Source organism: Gordonia sp. NPDC057258, from assembly GCF_042668985.1.
Classification (GTDB): Bacteria; Actinomycetota; Actinomycetes; order Mycobacteriales; family Mycobacteriaceae; genus Gordonia; species Gordonia hongkongensis.
Window position 1 is genome coordinate 1 of the sequence record NZ_JBHUXZ010000016.1, and the last position, 14,823, is coordinate 14,823.

The 14,823-nt window shown below is 68.7% G+C and carries 13 protein-coding genes; 7 read left to right on the forward strand and 6 right to left on the reverse strand.

Annotated features, from left to right (window positions below):
- Window positions 1–167: 167 nt before the first annotated feature.
- Both ACFUEJ_RS13190 and ACFUEJ_RS13195 read right to left on the reverse strand, forming a co-directional pair.
- Window positions 168–1,463: a WS/DGAT domain-containing protein gene (locus ACFUEJ_RS13190; protein ID WP_388029831.1), complete on the reverse strand. Its 1,296-nt coding sequence runs from the start codon at window positions 1,461–1,463 to the stop codon at window positions 168–170.
- Between the two features lie 26 nt (window positions 1,464–1,489).
- Entirely contained in the window at window positions 1,490–2,731 is a 1,242-nt protein-coding gene (locus ACFUEJ_RS13195; protein WP_388029834.1) for an acyl-CoA dehydrogenase family protein, read from the reverse strand.
- 175 nt (window positions 2,732–2,906) lie between these two features.
- On the opposite strand from ACFUEJ_RS13195, the gene ACFUEJ_RS13200 reads away from it, so the two are divergent.
- The 4 genes from ACFUEJ_RS13200 to ACFUEJ_RS13215 all read left to right on the forward strand — a co-directional run bounded on the left by ACFUEJ_RS13200 (window position 2,907) and on the right by ACFUEJ_RS13215 (window position 9,192).
- Complete coding sequence (locus ACFUEJ_RS13200; protein WP_388029836.1) at window positions 2,907–5,312, forward strand: acetyl-CoA acetyltransferase; 2,406 nt, start codon at window positions 2,907–2,909, stop codon at window positions 5,310–5,312.
- 143 nt (window positions 5,313–5,455) lie between these two features.
- Entirely contained in the window at window positions 5,456–6,697 is a 1,242-nt protein-coding gene (locus ACFUEJ_RS13205) for an AI-2E family transporter (protein ID WP_259937080.1), read from the forward strand.
- 90 nt (window positions 6,698–6,787) lie between these two features.
- Window positions 6,788–8,020 carry an acyl-CoA dehydrogenase family protein gene (locus tag ACFUEJ_RS13210; protein WP_259937079.1) on the forward strand — a complete coding sequence of 411 codons (1,233 nt, stop codon included), beginning with the start codon at window positions 6,788–6,790 and terminating at the stop codon, window positions 8,018–8,020.
- A gap of 20 nt (window positions 8,021–8,040) precedes the next feature.
- Window positions 8,041–9,192, forward strand: coding sequence for an acyl-CoA dehydrogenase family protein (locus tag ACFUEJ_RS13215; protein WP_277244512.1), 1,152 nt, complete (start codon window positions 8,041–8,043; stop codon window positions 9,190–9,192).
- A gap of 61 nt (window positions 9,193–9,253) precedes the next feature.
- On the opposite strand, the gene ACFUEJ_RS13220 is transcribed toward ACFUEJ_RS13215, so the two are convergent.
- On the reverse strand, window positions 9,254–10,042 hold the full coding sequence (locus ACFUEJ_RS13220; protein WP_165629790.1) for an enoyl-CoA hydratase: 789 nt from the start codon (window positions 10,040–10,042) through the stop codon (window positions 9,254–9,256).
- A gap of 59 nt (window positions 10,043–10,101) precedes the next feature.
- On the opposite strand from ACFUEJ_RS13220, the gene ACFUEJ_RS13225 reads away from it, so the two are divergent.
- Window positions 10,102–11,187, forward strand: a complete 1,086-nt coding sequence (locus ACFUEJ_RS13225; protein ID WP_388029841.1) for an NADH:flavin oxidoreductase/NADH oxidase — start codon at window positions 10,102–10,104, stop codon at window positions 11,185–11,187.
- Between the two features lie 62 nt (window positions 11,188–11,249).
- On the opposite strand, the gene ACFUEJ_RS13230 is transcribed toward ACFUEJ_RS13225, so the two are convergent.
- On the reverse strand, window positions 11,250–11,927 hold the full coding sequence (locus ACFUEJ_RS13230; protein ID WP_388029843.1) for a TetR/AcrR family transcriptional regulator: 678 nt from the start codon (window positions 11,925–11,927) through the stop codon (window positions 11,250–11,252).
- An 82-nt stretch (window positions 11,928–12,009) separates the two neighbouring features.
- Here ACFUEJ_RS13230 and ACFUEJ_RS13235 point away from each other — a divergent pair, with 82 nt between their 5' ends.
- A complete protein-coding gene (locus ACFUEJ_RS13235) occupies window positions 12,010–13,317 on the forward strand; it encodes a cytochrome P450 (protein ID WP_277244509.1) in 1,308 nt (435 codons plus the stop codon).
- A 277-nt stretch (window positions 13,318–13,594) separates the two neighbouring features.
- Window positions 13,595–13,930, forward strand: coding sequence for a transglycosylase family protein (locus ACFUEJ_RS13240; RefSeq protein WP_277244508.1), 336 nt, complete (start codon window positions 13,595–13,597; stop codon window positions 13,928–13,930).
- Between the two features lie 105 nt (window positions 13,931–14,035).
- On the opposite strand, the gene ACFUEJ_RS13245 is transcribed toward ACFUEJ_RS13240, so the two are convergent.
- Both ACFUEJ_RS13245 and ACFUEJ_RS13250 read right to left on the reverse strand, forming a co-directional pair.
- Entirely contained in the window at window positions 14,036–14,455 is a 420-nt protein-coding gene (locus ACFUEJ_RS13245) for a hypothetical protein (protein WP_265965957.1), read from the reverse strand.
- A gap of 149 nt (window positions 14,456–14,604) precedes the next feature.
- Window positions 14,605–14,784: a hypothetical protein gene (locus tag ACFUEJ_RS13250; protein WP_065631044.1), complete on the reverse strand. Its 180-nt coding sequence runs from the start codon at window positions 14,782–14,784 to the stop codon at window positions 14,605–14,607.
- Window positions 14,785–14,823: the final 39 nt, after the last annotated feature.

Below are 14,823 nucleotides of genomic sequence, written 5' to 3' on the forward strand. Positions count from 1 at the left end.
CGCAGCCACCACCGGCCGCCGGGCCACACCCCCACGCCCACACCCATCACAGGACCCTGTTGACACAAACCCTCATAGGCTGCTCAGGGAGCAGGAGTAGACGCGCCCTCCGCAACTGGGTCTGGGGTTCTTTCGGTGTAGAGCGGAGGGGCCGCCGCGGCGCGCAGTCAGACGCCCAGCGCTCGCGCGAGGAGTTCCACGTACCGGTCCACATCGTTCACGACATCCGGGCTCGTGGTCACCGAGATCGCGACCCGGTCGCCGATCCCGTGTACGCCGTGAGTCAATCCCTGAGCCGGCGACAGCGCGGGAAACCCTGTGGTGAAGAGGATCTCGCCTCCATCCAGGTCGAGATCGGCGGCCCCGCGGTTCACCGACGAGACCACCGTGACGCCGGTGACCGCCGCCGGCGGGGTGTCGAGATCGAAGGATCGGATCCCCCATCGGGTCAGGATCGCCGGTGTCGACTCCGACGCCCGACGCTGCGCGGCCCGCAGCGGGTCGGCCTCGGCCGCGCGTGCGGCGGCGATCTCGGCGCCGATGAGTCGTGCGCGCTCGCCCAGATCGTCGATGTCGATGTGCAAGTCAATCCCCGCGTTGCGAAAGTGATTGCGCGCTCGACGTTCTCCGCCGCGCCCGACCGTCAGCTCCGCGCCGTATCGTCGATCCCGGTCACCCAGGTATTCCGGGAGCGCCACCGAGATCGCGGTGAGAACCGCGACCGTGACCGGCACTCCGGGTCCGCTGAGTTGGTCACGCTCGACGACCAGCACACGCAGGGTCCGTCGCGGTCCGGGAGGGACGTTCAACCGAGTCGGCGCATATCCCGCGGTTCCCGGCACGGATGCCGAGGCGAGACGCGCCGCGCGAACCCCACGCCACGCTGTCGCGACGAACTCGCCGGGAAATCGGAGCACTCCGCCGAGCACCGTACCGGCGTCGAGCAGCATCTCGTGGTTGGGCGAACGCACCTCGGACACCGGTCGTCGTGGAGTGGCGGGAGCCGTGAACCAGTCGCGCGCGATCCGCGACATCCGACGCCCGTCACCCAGGGCATGACAGACCTGGAGCACGACGACGACAACCGGACCTGTCGCTGCCGGCGCGTCGACGACCGGACCGAAGAGGTGCGCCCGCCACGCCTTCCGCGTCGGATCGAGCGGCTGGGCGATGAGCCCGGCGACCTCCGTCAGACACGACGACCACGTGCGGCTCGACACGTCCACTCGGACCCGGTCGTCGGCGGGCCGGACGGATTCCCAGTACGGGCGGTCGGCCGTGCCCGGTACATCTCGTATCCGGAGGCACAGATCCTCAATATGCGCCGCCTGCAGCCGGAGTCGTGCCGCGCAGTACTCGATCGAACTGCGCGGGACGGCAAAGCAATACACCAGGAACTCGTCGTTCGGGATGCGCTGCGACATCCAGTACGACACCGCGTCCGCCGCGGCCATCCGGTGCATGGCCGCCAGCGTAGCGGCGCGGCGTGCTATTTCTGCCCGGCGCTCCAGGCGTACGGCAGGTCGGTGCCGTTGAGCACGTGGTCGCCGACCGCCTGCAGCTTGAAGATCAGCGGGTTGTGCACCGAGATCACCCGGGCGTTGCGCCAGTGGCGATCCAGGCGCAGACGCTCGGAGGTGATCGACGCGCCGCCGACCTCGAACAGTTGAGTGGTCGCGTCCAGTACTGCGGGGATGACGGCGGCCTGGGCACGGGCGACGTCGAACTCGACGCGGTCGAGGAGTTCGGCGTCCTCCCAGCCGGCGAGCGCGAGCTCATCGAGCTCGTCGGCGATGTCGAGGACCAGCGTGCGCGCGGTGTAGGCCGCCGCCGACAACCGGCCGATCACCTGCTGCACCAACGGATCATGGCGCGACAGGTCGGCGGTCGAGTGCGTGAAGGTGCGCGTGCGGTTGCGCACCCACTCCACGACGTCGTCGGTGGCACGTGCCGCGATACCCGCGAGCACCGAGAGCTGCACGAGCTGCAGATACGACGTCGCGTAGGTGCGCCCCTCCCCGCCGTAACCCGGTCCGAGCACCCGATCGGCCGGCACCTCGACGTCGGCGAATTCGGTGGTGCCACTGGCGGTCAGGCGCTGGCCGAAGCCGTCCCAGTCGTCGTGCTGGGTGACGCCGTCGGCGTCGGCGTCGACGAGTACCGAGACCCGCTCACCGTCTTGGTCGGCGGCGACGAGGATGTGGTCGGAGTAGAGGCTGCCGGTGCTGTAGTACTTGGTGCCGTCGAGCCGGAACCCGCTGCCGCCGGCGCTCGCCGGATCCGGGGTCAGGCGCGTCTGATACCGGTCGATGGCGCCGACGCCGGGCTCGGTGATCGCGTTGCCGACCAGCGTCCCCTCGCCGACCTTGCGCAACCACTGCTGCGCAGCCTCGTCCGGGAGGGCGGCGAGCTGGTCCTCGACGAACGACCAGTGCACCCGCAGGGCCTGCGGGAGATTGGACTCCGCGGCGGCCAGATCGATGAGCAACCGGAACAGCTGACGGATCGACGCGCCATAACCGCCGAATTCCACCGGCACGCGCAACGCGCCGAACTTCGCCTCCCGTAGCCACGCGACCTCGTCGTATGCAAGCCTGCGGTCGTCCTCGCGCTGCACGGCGCCTTCGGCGATCCGGGCGAAGATCGGTGCGAACACCTCGTCGAGACGCTCGTCCGTCGTTCCGGTGGCGGGCCGGTTGATTTGCTCGGTGGACGGCACAGTGGACGTCATCGGGGGTCCTTTCGATCGCAGACTGGTCGGCGACAGTCTGGTCGGCTCGGCACCGGCCGACCACGGTTGCAACCGCGCTGACCGCAACGCTGACGTTCTGGGCGCGTGCACCGCACACTGGCGCTGCGACGCTCGTCGGCCACCTCCGATGAGACCCCGGTCACGCCATGTGTCAATGTTTGGTATGCCAACAACGCTCGTTGATATCGATCCGACCACCCCCGTCGTCGTCGGCGTGGGCCAGGCATCGGAACGCCTGACCGATCCCGGATACGAGGCGCTCGGCGAGGCCGACCTCGCCGCCCGGGCGGTGACCGCCGCATTCGCCGACTCCGGAGGCGACGTCGCCGGGTCGATCGACACGATCGCCGCGATCCGCTCGTTCGAGATCTCGAGCCCGTTGTCGTCGTCACCGCTGGGCCGACCGGACAACATGCCGCGCGCGGTCGGCAACCGGATCGGGGTGGACCCACGCCGCGCCGTGCAGGCCGTGACCGGCGGCCAGACCCCGCAGACGATGCTCACCGAACTCGCGGCGGCCATCGCCGCCGGCGACTCCGAGGGGGCCGTGGTGTTCGGCGCCGAGGTGATGTCGACGGTCCGCCACCTCATGTCACAGCCGGAGGATCAGCGCCCGAACTTCGCCGAGGAGGTCGGCGGGCAATTCGAGGACCGCGGTTTCGGGCTCAAGGGCATCATCTCGGTCGCCGAGATGCGGCACGGCCTCGCGTCGGTGTTGCCGCAGTACGCCCTGCTGGAGAACGCCCGCCGGCACGCCTCCGGCCTGGGCCGCGATGCCTACATCGCCACGATGGGTGAGTTGTTCGCACCGTTCACCGAGGTCGCCGCCGCCAACCCGCACTCGGCCGCCCCGACGGCGCGCACCGCCGACGAACTCGTCACCGTCACCCCCGAGAACCGGATCGTGTCCGATCCGTTCACCCGGTACATCGTGGCGCGCGATCAGGTCAACCAGGCCGCAGCCGTGGTCGTGATGTCGGTGCGGGCCGCGCAGGCCGCCGGCGTCGACCCTGCGAAATGGGTGTTCCTGCACGGTCATTCGTCGACGGTGGAACGCCCGGTCCTGGCTCGCCCCAAATTGTCCTCCGCTCCTGCGGCTCCCGCGGCGGTGCGGCATGCGCTGCAGGTCGCCGGGATCGGGCTCGACGACATCTCCGTCGTCGACATCTACAGCTGCTTCCCGATCGCGGTGTTCAACGTCCTCGACGGGATCGGCATGTCGCCCGACGATCCGCGCGGACTGACCCTGACGGGTGGCCTGCCGTTCTTCGGCGGGCCGGGCAACAACTACTCACTCCACGCGATCGCCGAAGTCGTCACCCGCGTCCGGCGATCGCCGGGTGACTACGGTCTCGTCGTCGCCAACGGTGGTGTGCTGAGCAAGCATGCCGCGGGTGTCTATTCGACGACGCCGGCACCGTGGCGCCCGGACACCAGCGGTCCGGTCCAGGCCGAGCTCGACGCGGTACCGACCGTTCCCACGATCGCCGACGCCGACGGCGCCGCGGTCGTCGAGACCTACACGGTCATCCCGCAGAAGAACGGCCGCCGCACCGGTGTGGTGATCGGCCGGCTGGTCGATCCGACCGTTCCGGAGGGACTCGGCGCCCGCTTCGTGGCCAATCTCGATTCCGACGACGACGAACTCTTCGACCTCCTCCTCACCGCCGAGGACCCCGTCGGCACGCCGATCGTCGTGCGGTCCTTCGACAAGGGCAATCGGGTGGCCCTGACCGCCGCGGCCATGAACTCCCGGCATCCGGTCGTCGCGCCGGCGTTCCGCGACTCCTACGAGCACGTCGAGATCCGTCGCGACGGCCGGCTGCTCGAGGTGACCATCAACCGGCTCGATGCGCGCAACGCGTTGAACCCCGCGGCGAACGCCGAACTCGACTCGATCTTCGAGGCCTACTTCGCCGATCCCGACCTGTGGGTGGCGATCCTGACGGGCAAGGGCGACAAGGCATTCTCGGCGGGCAACGATCTCGCGGCGACCGCGGGCCCCGCCGCCCTGTCGGTGCCGAAGAACGGGTTCGCCGGACTCACCTCGCGGCGCAGCCTGCCCAAACCGGTGATCGCGGCGGTCAACGGCTTCGCGCTCGGCGGCGGCTGCGAGATCGCGATGGCCTGTCACATCGTCGTGGCCGACGAGGACGCATCGTTCGGACTGCCCGAGGTGAAGGTGGGTTTGGCGGCCGCCGCGGGTGGTCTGGTCCGCCTGCCGCGGATGATCCCGCCCGCGCTCGCACGCGACATGATCCTGACCGGGCGTCGGATCTCGGCCGCCGAAGCCGCGGCCGCCGGACTGGTGAGCCGGATCGCCCCCGCCGGAAAGGTTCTCGAGACCGCACGCGGCGTGGCCGAGGAGATCCTGGCCGCCTCTCCGACGTCGGTACGGGCGTCGATCGCCACCATGGAACAGTCCGACGCCATCACCGACACGGTCGACGCCGTCCACGCCAGCACCTCGGTGCTCGACTCGCTCGTGATCAGCGGCGACACCCTCGAAGGGATCATGGCGTTCGTGATGAAGCGGACGCCGAACTGGAAAGGCCACTAGAGACTCATCGAAGACGAAAGCGCACGGAAAACGCGCGGATGGTCGTCGGATGCTGAACACTTGACGGCGGCCACTCCGCGCGCTCCCGCGTGTGGGTGGCCGCTGTTTCGACGTAACAGTCGTGTCCAGAAAGGCGGCACACCATGTCCGGTAGCAGTGAGGCGCGCGGAACCAAGTCCTCCAAACGCACACCCCCACCACCGTCGTACCGGGTCGATCCCCCCGACTGGACACTGCCGCGGGGCACCATCGTGCTCCTCACGATCGCCGGCCTCGTCGTCGCCATCGGCGGCATCAAATCGGTGGCGTCGCTGGTCGGTCCGGTCTTTCTCGCGCTGATGCTCACCGTCGCCGTCCAACCGGTCCCGAACTGGTTGCGCAAGAAGGGCTTCCCGCGGTGGGCCGCCTTCGTGACGACGGTGCTCCTCGTCTACGGAATCCTCATCGGGCTGTTCGCGGCGCTGGTGTTCTCCGTCGCACGCCTGGCATCGATCCTGCCGCAGTACGACGACAAGTTCGACGACCTCGTCACCAGCTTCCAGAACTTCCTCACCAGCCACGGCGTCAGCCACGACAAGGTGCAGGACATGATCTCCCATGTCGACACCAGCAAGGTCGTCGGTGCCGTGACCGACGTGCTGAGCAGCACGTTCAGCGTGGCCTCGGCGCTCGTGCTCGTCCTCGCCCTGCTGCTGTTCATGGCCGCGGACTCGGTCGGCTTCGACGACCGGATGAACATCCTGGACCGGATGCGCCCCGACATCGCATCGGCCTTCCGTTCGTTCTCGCAGGGGACACGTAGCTATCTGTGGGTGTCGACGGTCTTCGGCCTGATCGTCGCCGTGCTCGACAGCGTGGCCCTCGCATTGCTGTCCATCCCGCTCCCCATCCTCTGGGGCCTGCTGTCGTTCATCACCAACTACATCCCGAACGTAGGCTTCATCATCGGTCTGGTCCCACCCGCGCTGCTCGGGCTGCTCGTCGGGGGGCCCACGAAGATGATCGTCGTCATCGTCGTCTACAGCGCGATCAACGTCATCATCCAGTCGGTCATCCAACCGAAATTCGTCGGCGACGCGGTCGGATTGTCGACCACCCTGACCTTCCTGTCCCTGCTCTTCTGGGCCTGGGCGATCGGGCCGCTGGGCGCGATCCTCGCGGTGCCGCTGACCCTGCTCGCCAAGGCCTTGCTCATCGACATCGACCCCGCCACCCGCTGGGCAGACGTGCTGCTGTCGTCGGGCGGGCAGCCGAAGAGCCCGGACCCGACCGAGGCGGGGACATCCGACGACGACACGAGAGAACCCGCGAAGACCACGGGCACGAAGGGTGAAGATCCGCCACCCGGATCGGCCCCGGGCGTCACACTGGAACCGGAAACGTGAGGCGGGCTACGCACCGCGCCGATCATTGGGTAGATTCCCTTTCGACCCCAATCTGACCACAACCGTTTACAGATAGGTTGCGCACCGCTCATGGACATGAACTGGTCTCCGGACGACGCTGCGTTTCGCGACGAGGTCCGCGCGTTCCTCGACGAGAAACTGACCCCCGACCTACGCGCGGCGGGCACGCTGCGCACCAGCGTCTACTCCGACCACGAGGCCTCGATGGAGTGGCAGGCGATCCTGCACGAGCGTGGCTGGGCCGCTCCCGCGTGGCCGGTGCAGTACGGCGGATGCGACTGGTCGCAATCCCAGCACTACATCTTCAGCCGTGAGTCGATCCTCGCCGGCGCGCCGTCGCTGTCGCCGATGGGCATCCGCATGGTGTCGCACGCGATCATGGCGTTCGGCACCGACGAGCAGAAGAACTTCTTCCTGCCGGGCATCCTCGACGGCAGCGTCTTCTTCTGCCAGGGCTACTCCGAGCCGGAGTCCGGCTCCGACCTCGCGTCGCTGTCGATGGCCGCGGTCGACGACGGCGACGATCTCGTCGTCACCGGTTCCAAGATCTGGACCACCCACGCCTCCGAGGCGAACTGGATCTTCTGCCTCGTGCGGACCTCGCGCCAGGAACGCAAGCAGCAGGGCATCACGTTCGTGCTCATCGACATGAACTCGCCGGGCATCGAGGTGCAGAACCTCGTGTTCGCGTCCGGCGAGCAGGTGCAGGCGCAGGTCTTCTTCGACGGCGTGCGCGTGCCCAAGAAGAACGTCCTCGGCAAGATCGACGAGGGGTGGACCGTCGCGAAGTACCTGCTCGTCTTCGAGCGTGGCGGCGGCGCGGCCGCCCCGGCGCTGCAGGTCATGGCCGAGCAGCTCGGCCGGGACGCGGCGTCGGTGACGGCGCCGAACGGCGGCCCGCTGTCGGAGGATCCGGCCTTCGCGGCCAAGCTCACCGACCTGCAGGTGCGCGCGAAGATCCTCGAGGTCCTCGAGTACCGCGCGCTCGCCGCGATGAGTTCGGGCAAGGACCCCGGCTCCATCGCGTCGATGCTGAAGATCCTCGGCACCGAACTGAGCCAGGAGATCACGACCCTCAGCCTGGAGGCCGCGGGACCGCACGGACGGGTCTTCCAGCCGCACGCCACCAAGCCGGGCGGACCCATCTTCCAGTACACCCCGCCCACCGACGGCTACGTCAGCGGCGAACCGTGGCAGGCCGTCGCGCCGCTGCACTACTTCAACGACCGCGCGGGCTCGATCTACGCCGGCAGCAACGAAATTCAACGAAACATCCTCGCCAAAGCGGCTCTGGGTCTCTGACGGGTCACAGGAGATAACCAATGGACTTCACACTCACACCCGAACAGCAATTGCTGTCCGACGGTCTCGACAAGTTCCTCGACGCGCGGTACGACCTCCAGGTCAGCCGCGACGCCGCGAAGGTCGGCGAGGGCTGGCAGCCGAAGATCTGGAAGGCCTTCGTCGAGGACCTCGGGGTCGTCGGCGCCTGTCTGCCGGAGGACATCGGCGGATTCGGCGGCGGCCCCGAAGAACTGATGGTCGTCACCGAAGCGCTCGGGCACGCCCTCGTGGTCGAGCCGTTCGTCGACACGGTCGTGCTCGGTGCGGGCCTGCTGCACGCGACCGGTAACCCGGTCGCCCTCGAGGCCGCCGCTCGCATCGCCGAGGGCGAGGCGCTCAGCGCACTCGCCGCGCTCGAAGACGGCTCGGGCGGGGTCCTCTCCCGCATCGAGACCTCCGCCGACCGGGACGGCGACGAGTGGGTGCTCAACGGCACCAAGGCCGTCGTCACCACGGCGCCGCTCGCCGACTACCTGATCGTCAGTGCCCGCACCGCAGGCGAACCCCACGATCCCGCCGGCGTCTCGCTGTTCCTGATCGATCTCGCCGACGGCGGGCCGACGGGGCTCGAGCTGCACAAGCTGCGCACCATCGACGACCGCCAGGCCGCCGACATCACGTTCACCGACGTGCGCCTGCCCGGCGACGCGCTCATCGCCGACGAGAACGCCATCGAGATCCTGGAGAAGGCGTGGGACACCGCGACCGCCGCGGTCGTCTCCGAGGCCGTCGGCCTGATGCGCAAGGTGTTCACCGACACCGTCGAGTACTCCAAGCAGCGCGAGCAGTTCGGGGTTCCGATCGGCAGCTTCCAGGTGCTGCAGCACCGCATGGTCGACATGCATCTCGAGCTCGAACAGTCGGTCGCCGCACAGTATTTCGCGATCCTGTCCCTCGAGGGCTCCCCGGCGGAACGGGCGGCGGCGGTCTCGGCCGCCAAGGCCACGGTCAGTCGCGCCGCCCGGTTCATCGGACAGAACGCGGTGCAGTTGCACGGCGGGATGGGGATGACCGAAGAGCTGGCCATCGGCCACTACTTCAAGCGTCTCACCGCCATCGAGTACGAATTCGGCACCGCGGACGCCCATCTCGCCCGTTTCGCGACCGCCACCGCGCAGATCGACGCCTGACCGCATCGCCGAATCGCCACCTCCCGGTTCCGGAGGTGGCGATTCGGCGTTCGGGCCTGACTCAGCTGTCGGTCCAGACCGGCTTCCGCTTCTGCAGGAACGCCGACATACCCTCCTGCGCATCGCAGGTCATCGCATTGGTCGCCATCGTCTCACCCATCTCGTCATACGCCGCCGACTCGTCGAGCTCGACCTGCCGGTAGAACGCCTGCTTGCCGATCGAGACGGTCCGCGCGCTCGACCCGGCGATGTGCAGAGCCAGCTCCCGCACCGAGTTCGCGAGCTCGTCGTCGTCGACGACACCGCTGAGCAGCCCCCAGTCCGCGGCGGTCTCGGCGCCGATGGGTTCGCCGGTGAGCAGCATGTGCATGGCGCGTTTGCGTCCGATCGCGCGGGACAGCGCGACCATCGGAGTCGAGCAGAACAGCCCGATCCGCACACCCGGCGTGCTGAACCGCGCGCTGCGTCCCGCGACCGCCAAGTCGCACGTCGCGACCAGTTGACACCCCGCCGCGAAGGCCATGCCGGCGACTTCGGCGATGACGGGCTGTCGCACCTCGTGGACCGTCCGCATCAGTTCCGTGCACGTCGCGAAGACGGCCCGCTCGTCGTCGAGGGTCCGGTCGACGAGTTCACCGAGGTCGTGCCCGGCGGAGAACGCGGGTCCGAGCGCCCGGATCACGATGACCCGCACGCGCGGATCGTCGTCGAAGTCCCGAAGCGCGGCGGTGATGGCGCGCATCGTGCTCGTGGACAACGGGTTACGACGCCGCGCGTCCCCCAGTGTGATCACCCCGAGTGGTTCGGCGATCTCCGTCGACACCGCCTCGTGCAGGATTTGTTCGGTCATGCCCCGACACTATGCAGTGCCGCGGGAATACGACGTCGGATCGATCGTTGTGTCTCGTCGTGACCAGTACCGAGCTCTTCGAACCGATCACCCTCCGCGATGTCGCGATCCCCAACCGGATCTGGCTCGCCCCGATGTGCCAGTACAGCTGCTTCGCCGGCGACGGGGTGCCCACCGACTGGCACCTGACGCATCTCGGTTCCCGAGCTGCCGGCGGCTTCGGACTGATCCTCACCGAGGCGGCGGCCGTGGTGCCCGAAGGCCGGATCAGCGCACACGACGCCGGTCTGTGGAACGACGACCAGGCCGCGGCCTGGGGACGCATCGTCGACTTCGTCCACTCGCAGGGCTCGGTCATCGGCACCCAGCTCGCCCACGCCGGCCGCAAGGCCTCCACCTACGCACCGTTCGACGACCGCTCCGGCGCCATTCCGCTCGACGACGGCGGCTGGACGACATTCGGCCCGTCCGACGTCGCCTTCGAGGGACTGCCCGCCCCCACCGCCATGACGACCGAGCAGATCGCCGAGGTCGTGGACGCGTTCGCACAGGCCGCCCGTCGCGCCGACGACGCCGGGTTCGACGTCGTCGAGATCCACGCGGCGCACGGCTACCTGCTGCATCAGTTCCTCTCCCCGTTCTCGAACCGGCGCACCGACGCCTACGGTGGCGACTTCGAGGGACGTACGAGGCTGACCCTCGAGGTCGTGGACGCGGTCCGCGCGGTGTGGCCGTCGTCGAAGCCGCTGTTCGTCCGGGTGTCCGGCACCGAATGGACCGAGGGTGGGTGGGACGTGGACGACTCCGCCCGTCTCGCCGCCCTCCTCGCCGGCCGCGGTGTCGACCTCGTGGACGTCTCCTCGGGTGGCAACGTCCTCGCCGACATCCCCGTCGGACCCGGCTACCAGGTCGACCTCGCCCGGTCGATCCACCGCCAGTCGGGTGTGCCCACCGCCGCCGTCGGCCTCATCACCGAACCCGATCAGGCCGAGAAGGTCGCCGGCGACGACGACATCACCGCCGTCTTCTTCGGACGCGTCGCGCTGCGGGAGCCGTCGTGGCCGCTGCGCGCCGCACACGAGCTGGGCATCGACAAGCGCGAGGCGCCGTATCCGCCGCAGTACCAACGCGGTTCGTGGCACTGAGCCCGGTCCCCGCTCCCTGAGGAGGCCCGGAGCTTGCGGAGGGCCGTCACGAAGGGTCTGCCTCACACCGGCCGCGGCGTCACCAGCGCGAGGGACGCCGCGGTCGCCGGCTCGATGATCGATGCGAGCGGGGCGCCGGATTCGACGGCACCGGCGGTCAGCTCCCGGAAGCCACCCCACAGGAAGATCGCGCGCTGACGGTCCATCGGCACCACCCCCGCCGCGGCCATCGTCGGGGTCGAGGTGAGGCCGACGAAGAGTTCGATCCACGCTTCCAGGGCCTCGTCCTTGACCGCCTGGGCGGCGCTGCCGAGCGCGGGCAACTCGCGGATCCAGCTCAGCGTGAGACCCGGATACCGCTCACTCGCTGCAACATATGACGACACCGCTTGTCGCACCTGCTCTTCGATGGAGGCTTCCGCATCCACGCGCCGCGCGATCTCGGCGATCATGAACTCGTTGGTCACCGTCAGCAGCGCGAAAAAGCATGACTGCTTGTCGGCGAACTCTTGGTAGAACGACCGCCTCGAGGTCCGCGCGACCCGCACGATGTCGGCGACCGTGGTGTCGCGGTAACCCGCTTCGACGATGCACTCGAGCATCGCCGCGAGCAGCCGGTCCCGGCTCGATGCGCCCGCCGGCGAGGTCAACCAGGGCGCCGGGAGCGAAGCGAGCGGGCCCGACGTCGCAGGCGCCGGGAGCGAAGCGAGCGGGCCCGATCCAGTCACGCCTTCGAGCATAGGCCCTTGTCTCGACCGGTACGTGAGCGTACCGTCGGGTGGTACGTGCACGTACCACCGCTGCGGCGAGAGGACCTCACTCGTGAACACCCCGACCCTGAGCGGTGAGGCGGTTCTGCCGCCCACCACGTCGATCCCGTCCACCATCCAGGGGCTCGGCGCGGTCGTGTCGCGGCGACACTTCTTTCGATATCTCCACGACCGGCACGGCTCGGCCTTCACCGTGAACCTGCCCGTCTTCGGCCCTTCCGTCGTCATCTCCGATGCCGCGATGGCGCGCGAGCTGTTCACCGCCGGCGACCAGGTCGAGAACGTCCAGCCCAACCTCGGCCGCATACTCGGCACCGGATCGATGTTCGCGCTGGAGGGCGCCCGACACCGCGCCCGGCGCAAACTGCTCACCCCGCCGTTGCACGGCAAGCCGATTCGGTCGTACGAACAGATGGTGGTCGACGAGGTTCGCGCCGAATCAGCGTCCTGGCCCACCGGGGTCGAGTTCGCCTCCATCGAACCGATGATGCGCATCACCCTGAACGTCATCCTCCGCGCGGTTTTCGGCGCCGAGGGCAGCGAGCTGGACCGACTCCGCGACATGATCCCACCGATGGTGACCGTCGGTTCGCGCGCCGCGACGGTACCCCCACTCCCACGCCTTCTCCGGCCGATCGACCCCAATCACCGGTACGCGCGACGCAATGCCGAATACCGAGATTACGTCGGCGGGCTGATCACTAAGGCGCGCAACGATTCTCGCCTGGATGAGCGCACCGACATCCTTGCGATCATGCTGCGCAGCACCTACGACGACGGCAGTCCGATGACCGACGACGAGATCGCCGAGGAACTGGCCACGATGCTCGCCGCCGGACACGAGACCACGGCGACGACCCTTGCGTGGGCGCTCGAGCGGCTGCGCCGGCACCCCGAGGTGGTGCGCGAACTGGTGGCCGAGGTGGATGCCGGTGGCTCCGACTACCGCCACGCCACCATCCTGGAGGTCCAGCGCAGCCGACCCGTCATCGACTTCGCCGGCCGGCATGTCGTCGCCGACCATCTCGACCTCGGCGAGTGGCGGATCCCGAAGGGATACAACGTCCTCGTCTCGATCGCACTCCTCCACGACGACAGCAGCGAGTTCGCCCGGCCCGAGGTCTTCGACCCGACCCGTTTCCTGGGCACCAAGCCTCCGTCGGCCTGGCTGCCGTTCGGCGGCGGCACAAGGCGGTGCATCGGGGCGGCATTCGCGACCATGGAGATGGACGTGACCCTGCGGACACTGCTGGCGGACTTCGAACTGATGCCGACCAGCGCCAAGTCCGAACGCTGGTTCTCGCGCGGGGTGGCGTATGCCCCGTCCCGCGGTGGTCGTATCGCTGTCGTTCCGCGCTGACCCCAGCTCGACGCCCGGGCGCCGACGTGACGGGCCCCACATTCATGCTGTGACCTTCGTCATCGAACGCGGCCGAACATCGGCGACGGCGAGCCCCCGCCGAACTGCGGTATGCGCTGCGAATTCGCCGTAAAGCTAACAGCGTTATCCCGGCGTTATCCGAATCGCCCAGGTCACGGGCTCGACGTGACCAAGCCGTTACCCAACCCGTATGGTCGCCCACGGTCCGAGATCAACCGCCCTGCCAACCCCGGGGTGGTGAGGAGGAACGAAGACCATGCGAATGACCAAGACCCACATGACCAAGCTCGTCGCCCGCGCCGCCATCGTCGGCGCACTGACTGCCGCACCCTTCGGGATGCTGGCGTCCACCGCGCACGCAGCAGGCGGCAACTGGGACGCGGTCGCTCAGTGCGAGAGCGGCGGCAACTGGGCCATCAACACCGGCAACGGCTACTACGGTGGCCTCCAGTTCTCGATGAGCACCTGGCAGGCCAACGGCGGAACCGGTAATCCGGCCGACGCCTCGCGCGAGGAGCAGATCCGCATCGCGGAGAACGTGCTCGCCACCCAGGGCCCCGGCGCCTGGCCGGTGTGCGGCGCCAACCTCTGACGCAGGCACCGGCGCAGCACGTGCCGTGAGGCCGTGCAGTCGTCGACACGACGAGGCCGGCGAGTCCTTTCCAGGACTCGCCGGCCTTATTGCGTCTGCCGCTGTCTACGGCGTGGGCGCGGCGTCGTCGCCGCTGTCCCCGATCGTCGTGTCCAACGCACTCACCGCGATGCCGTACGGCAGGAACCGCACGTTGCGTCGCGGATCGGTGTTGGTCTTGTTGGCGCGTAGGGCCTCGAGTTCGGTGGCGTAGACCTGCTCGACGCGGGCACCGCCGTCGTCGTCGACGACGAACACCGCCCAGACACCCGAGCCGGCCTCACCGGTGGTCTCCTCACGGGGCTTGGTGCGAGTGCGGCCGCGGGCGGCCTCGTCGAAGAACATCGAGAAGGCTGCCGGTCCGGCCTGCCCCTCGAAGAGCTTGCCGAACACGTCGCGCAGTCCGTCACCGGCCTCGCGCGCAAATCGGTCGAAGTCCTCCGGGCCGAAATTGAACGGTCTGCCGGGGCCGCTGTTGTCGGTCATGATGTTCCTTCCTCCGGCCACCCTGAAGAGCCGCCGGTCAACGCTGTCCAGTGTCCTCAGGAATCAGCGGCTCCGCCACTCCGGTCCTCAGGAATCAGTGGCTCCGCCACTCCGGTCCTCAGGAATCAGTGGCTCCGCCACTCCGGTCCTCAGGAATCAGCGGTTCCGCCACCCGCAGTCTCCGTCTCGTCGAGCCGCTGATGGAGGCGTGCCCGGACATCGTCGGCCGAATAGGACTTCCGCTGCCGCTGGTCACGCGCGACCATCACCCCGCCGGTGGCCACCCCGACCGCGCCCGCCAATCCCAGCCATTTCCACAGGTTCCTCATGCGGGCAGGATAGGTCGCGCGGGCGTCGTGCGTGCTCCG

Coding starts and splice junctions, on each gene's coding strand:
- ACFUEJ_RS13190 (WP_388029831.1), bottom strand. CDS start 1,463: ATGCACCGGATGGCCGCGGCGGACGCGGTGTCGTACTGGATGTCGCAG.
- ACFUEJ_RS13195 (WP_388029834.1), bottom strand. CDS start 2,731: ATGACGTCCACTGTGCCGTCCACCGAGCAAATCAACCGGCCCGCCACC.
- ACFUEJ_RS13200 (WP_388029836.1), top strand. CDS start 2,907: ATGTTTGGTATGCCAACAACGCTCGTTGATATCGATCCGACCACCCCC.
- ACFUEJ_RS13205 (WP_259937080.1), top strand. CDS start 5,456: ATGTCCGGTAGCAGTGAGGCGCGCGGAACCAAGTCCTCCAAACGCACA.
- ACFUEJ_RS13210 (WP_259937079.1), top strand. CDS start 6,788: ATGGACATGAACTGGTCTCCGGACGACGCTGCGTTTCGCGACGAGGTC.
- ACFUEJ_RS13215 (WP_277244512.1), top strand. CDS start 8,041: ATGGACTTCACACTCACACCCGAACAGCAATTGCTGTCCGACGGTCTC.
- ACFUEJ_RS13220 (WP_165629790.1), bottom strand. CDS start 10,042: ATGACCGAACAAATCCTGCACGAGGCGGTGTCGACGGAGATCGCCGAA.
- ACFUEJ_RS13230 (WP_388029843.1), bottom strand. CDS start 11,927: ATGCTCGAAGGCGTGACTGGATCGGGCCCGCTCGCTTCGCTCCCGGCG.
- ACFUEJ_RS13240 (WP_277244508.1), top strand. CDS start 13,595: ATGCGAATGACCAAGACCCACATGACCAAGCTCGTCGCCCGCGCCGCC.
- ACFUEJ_RS13245 (WP_265965957.1), bottom strand. CDS start 14,455: ATGACCGACAACAGCGGCCCCGGCAGACCGTTCAATTTCGGCCCGGAG.
- ACFUEJ_RS13250 (WP_065631044.1), bottom strand. CDS start 14,784: ATGAGGAACCTGTGGAAATGGCTGGGATTGGCGGGCGCGGTCGGGGTG.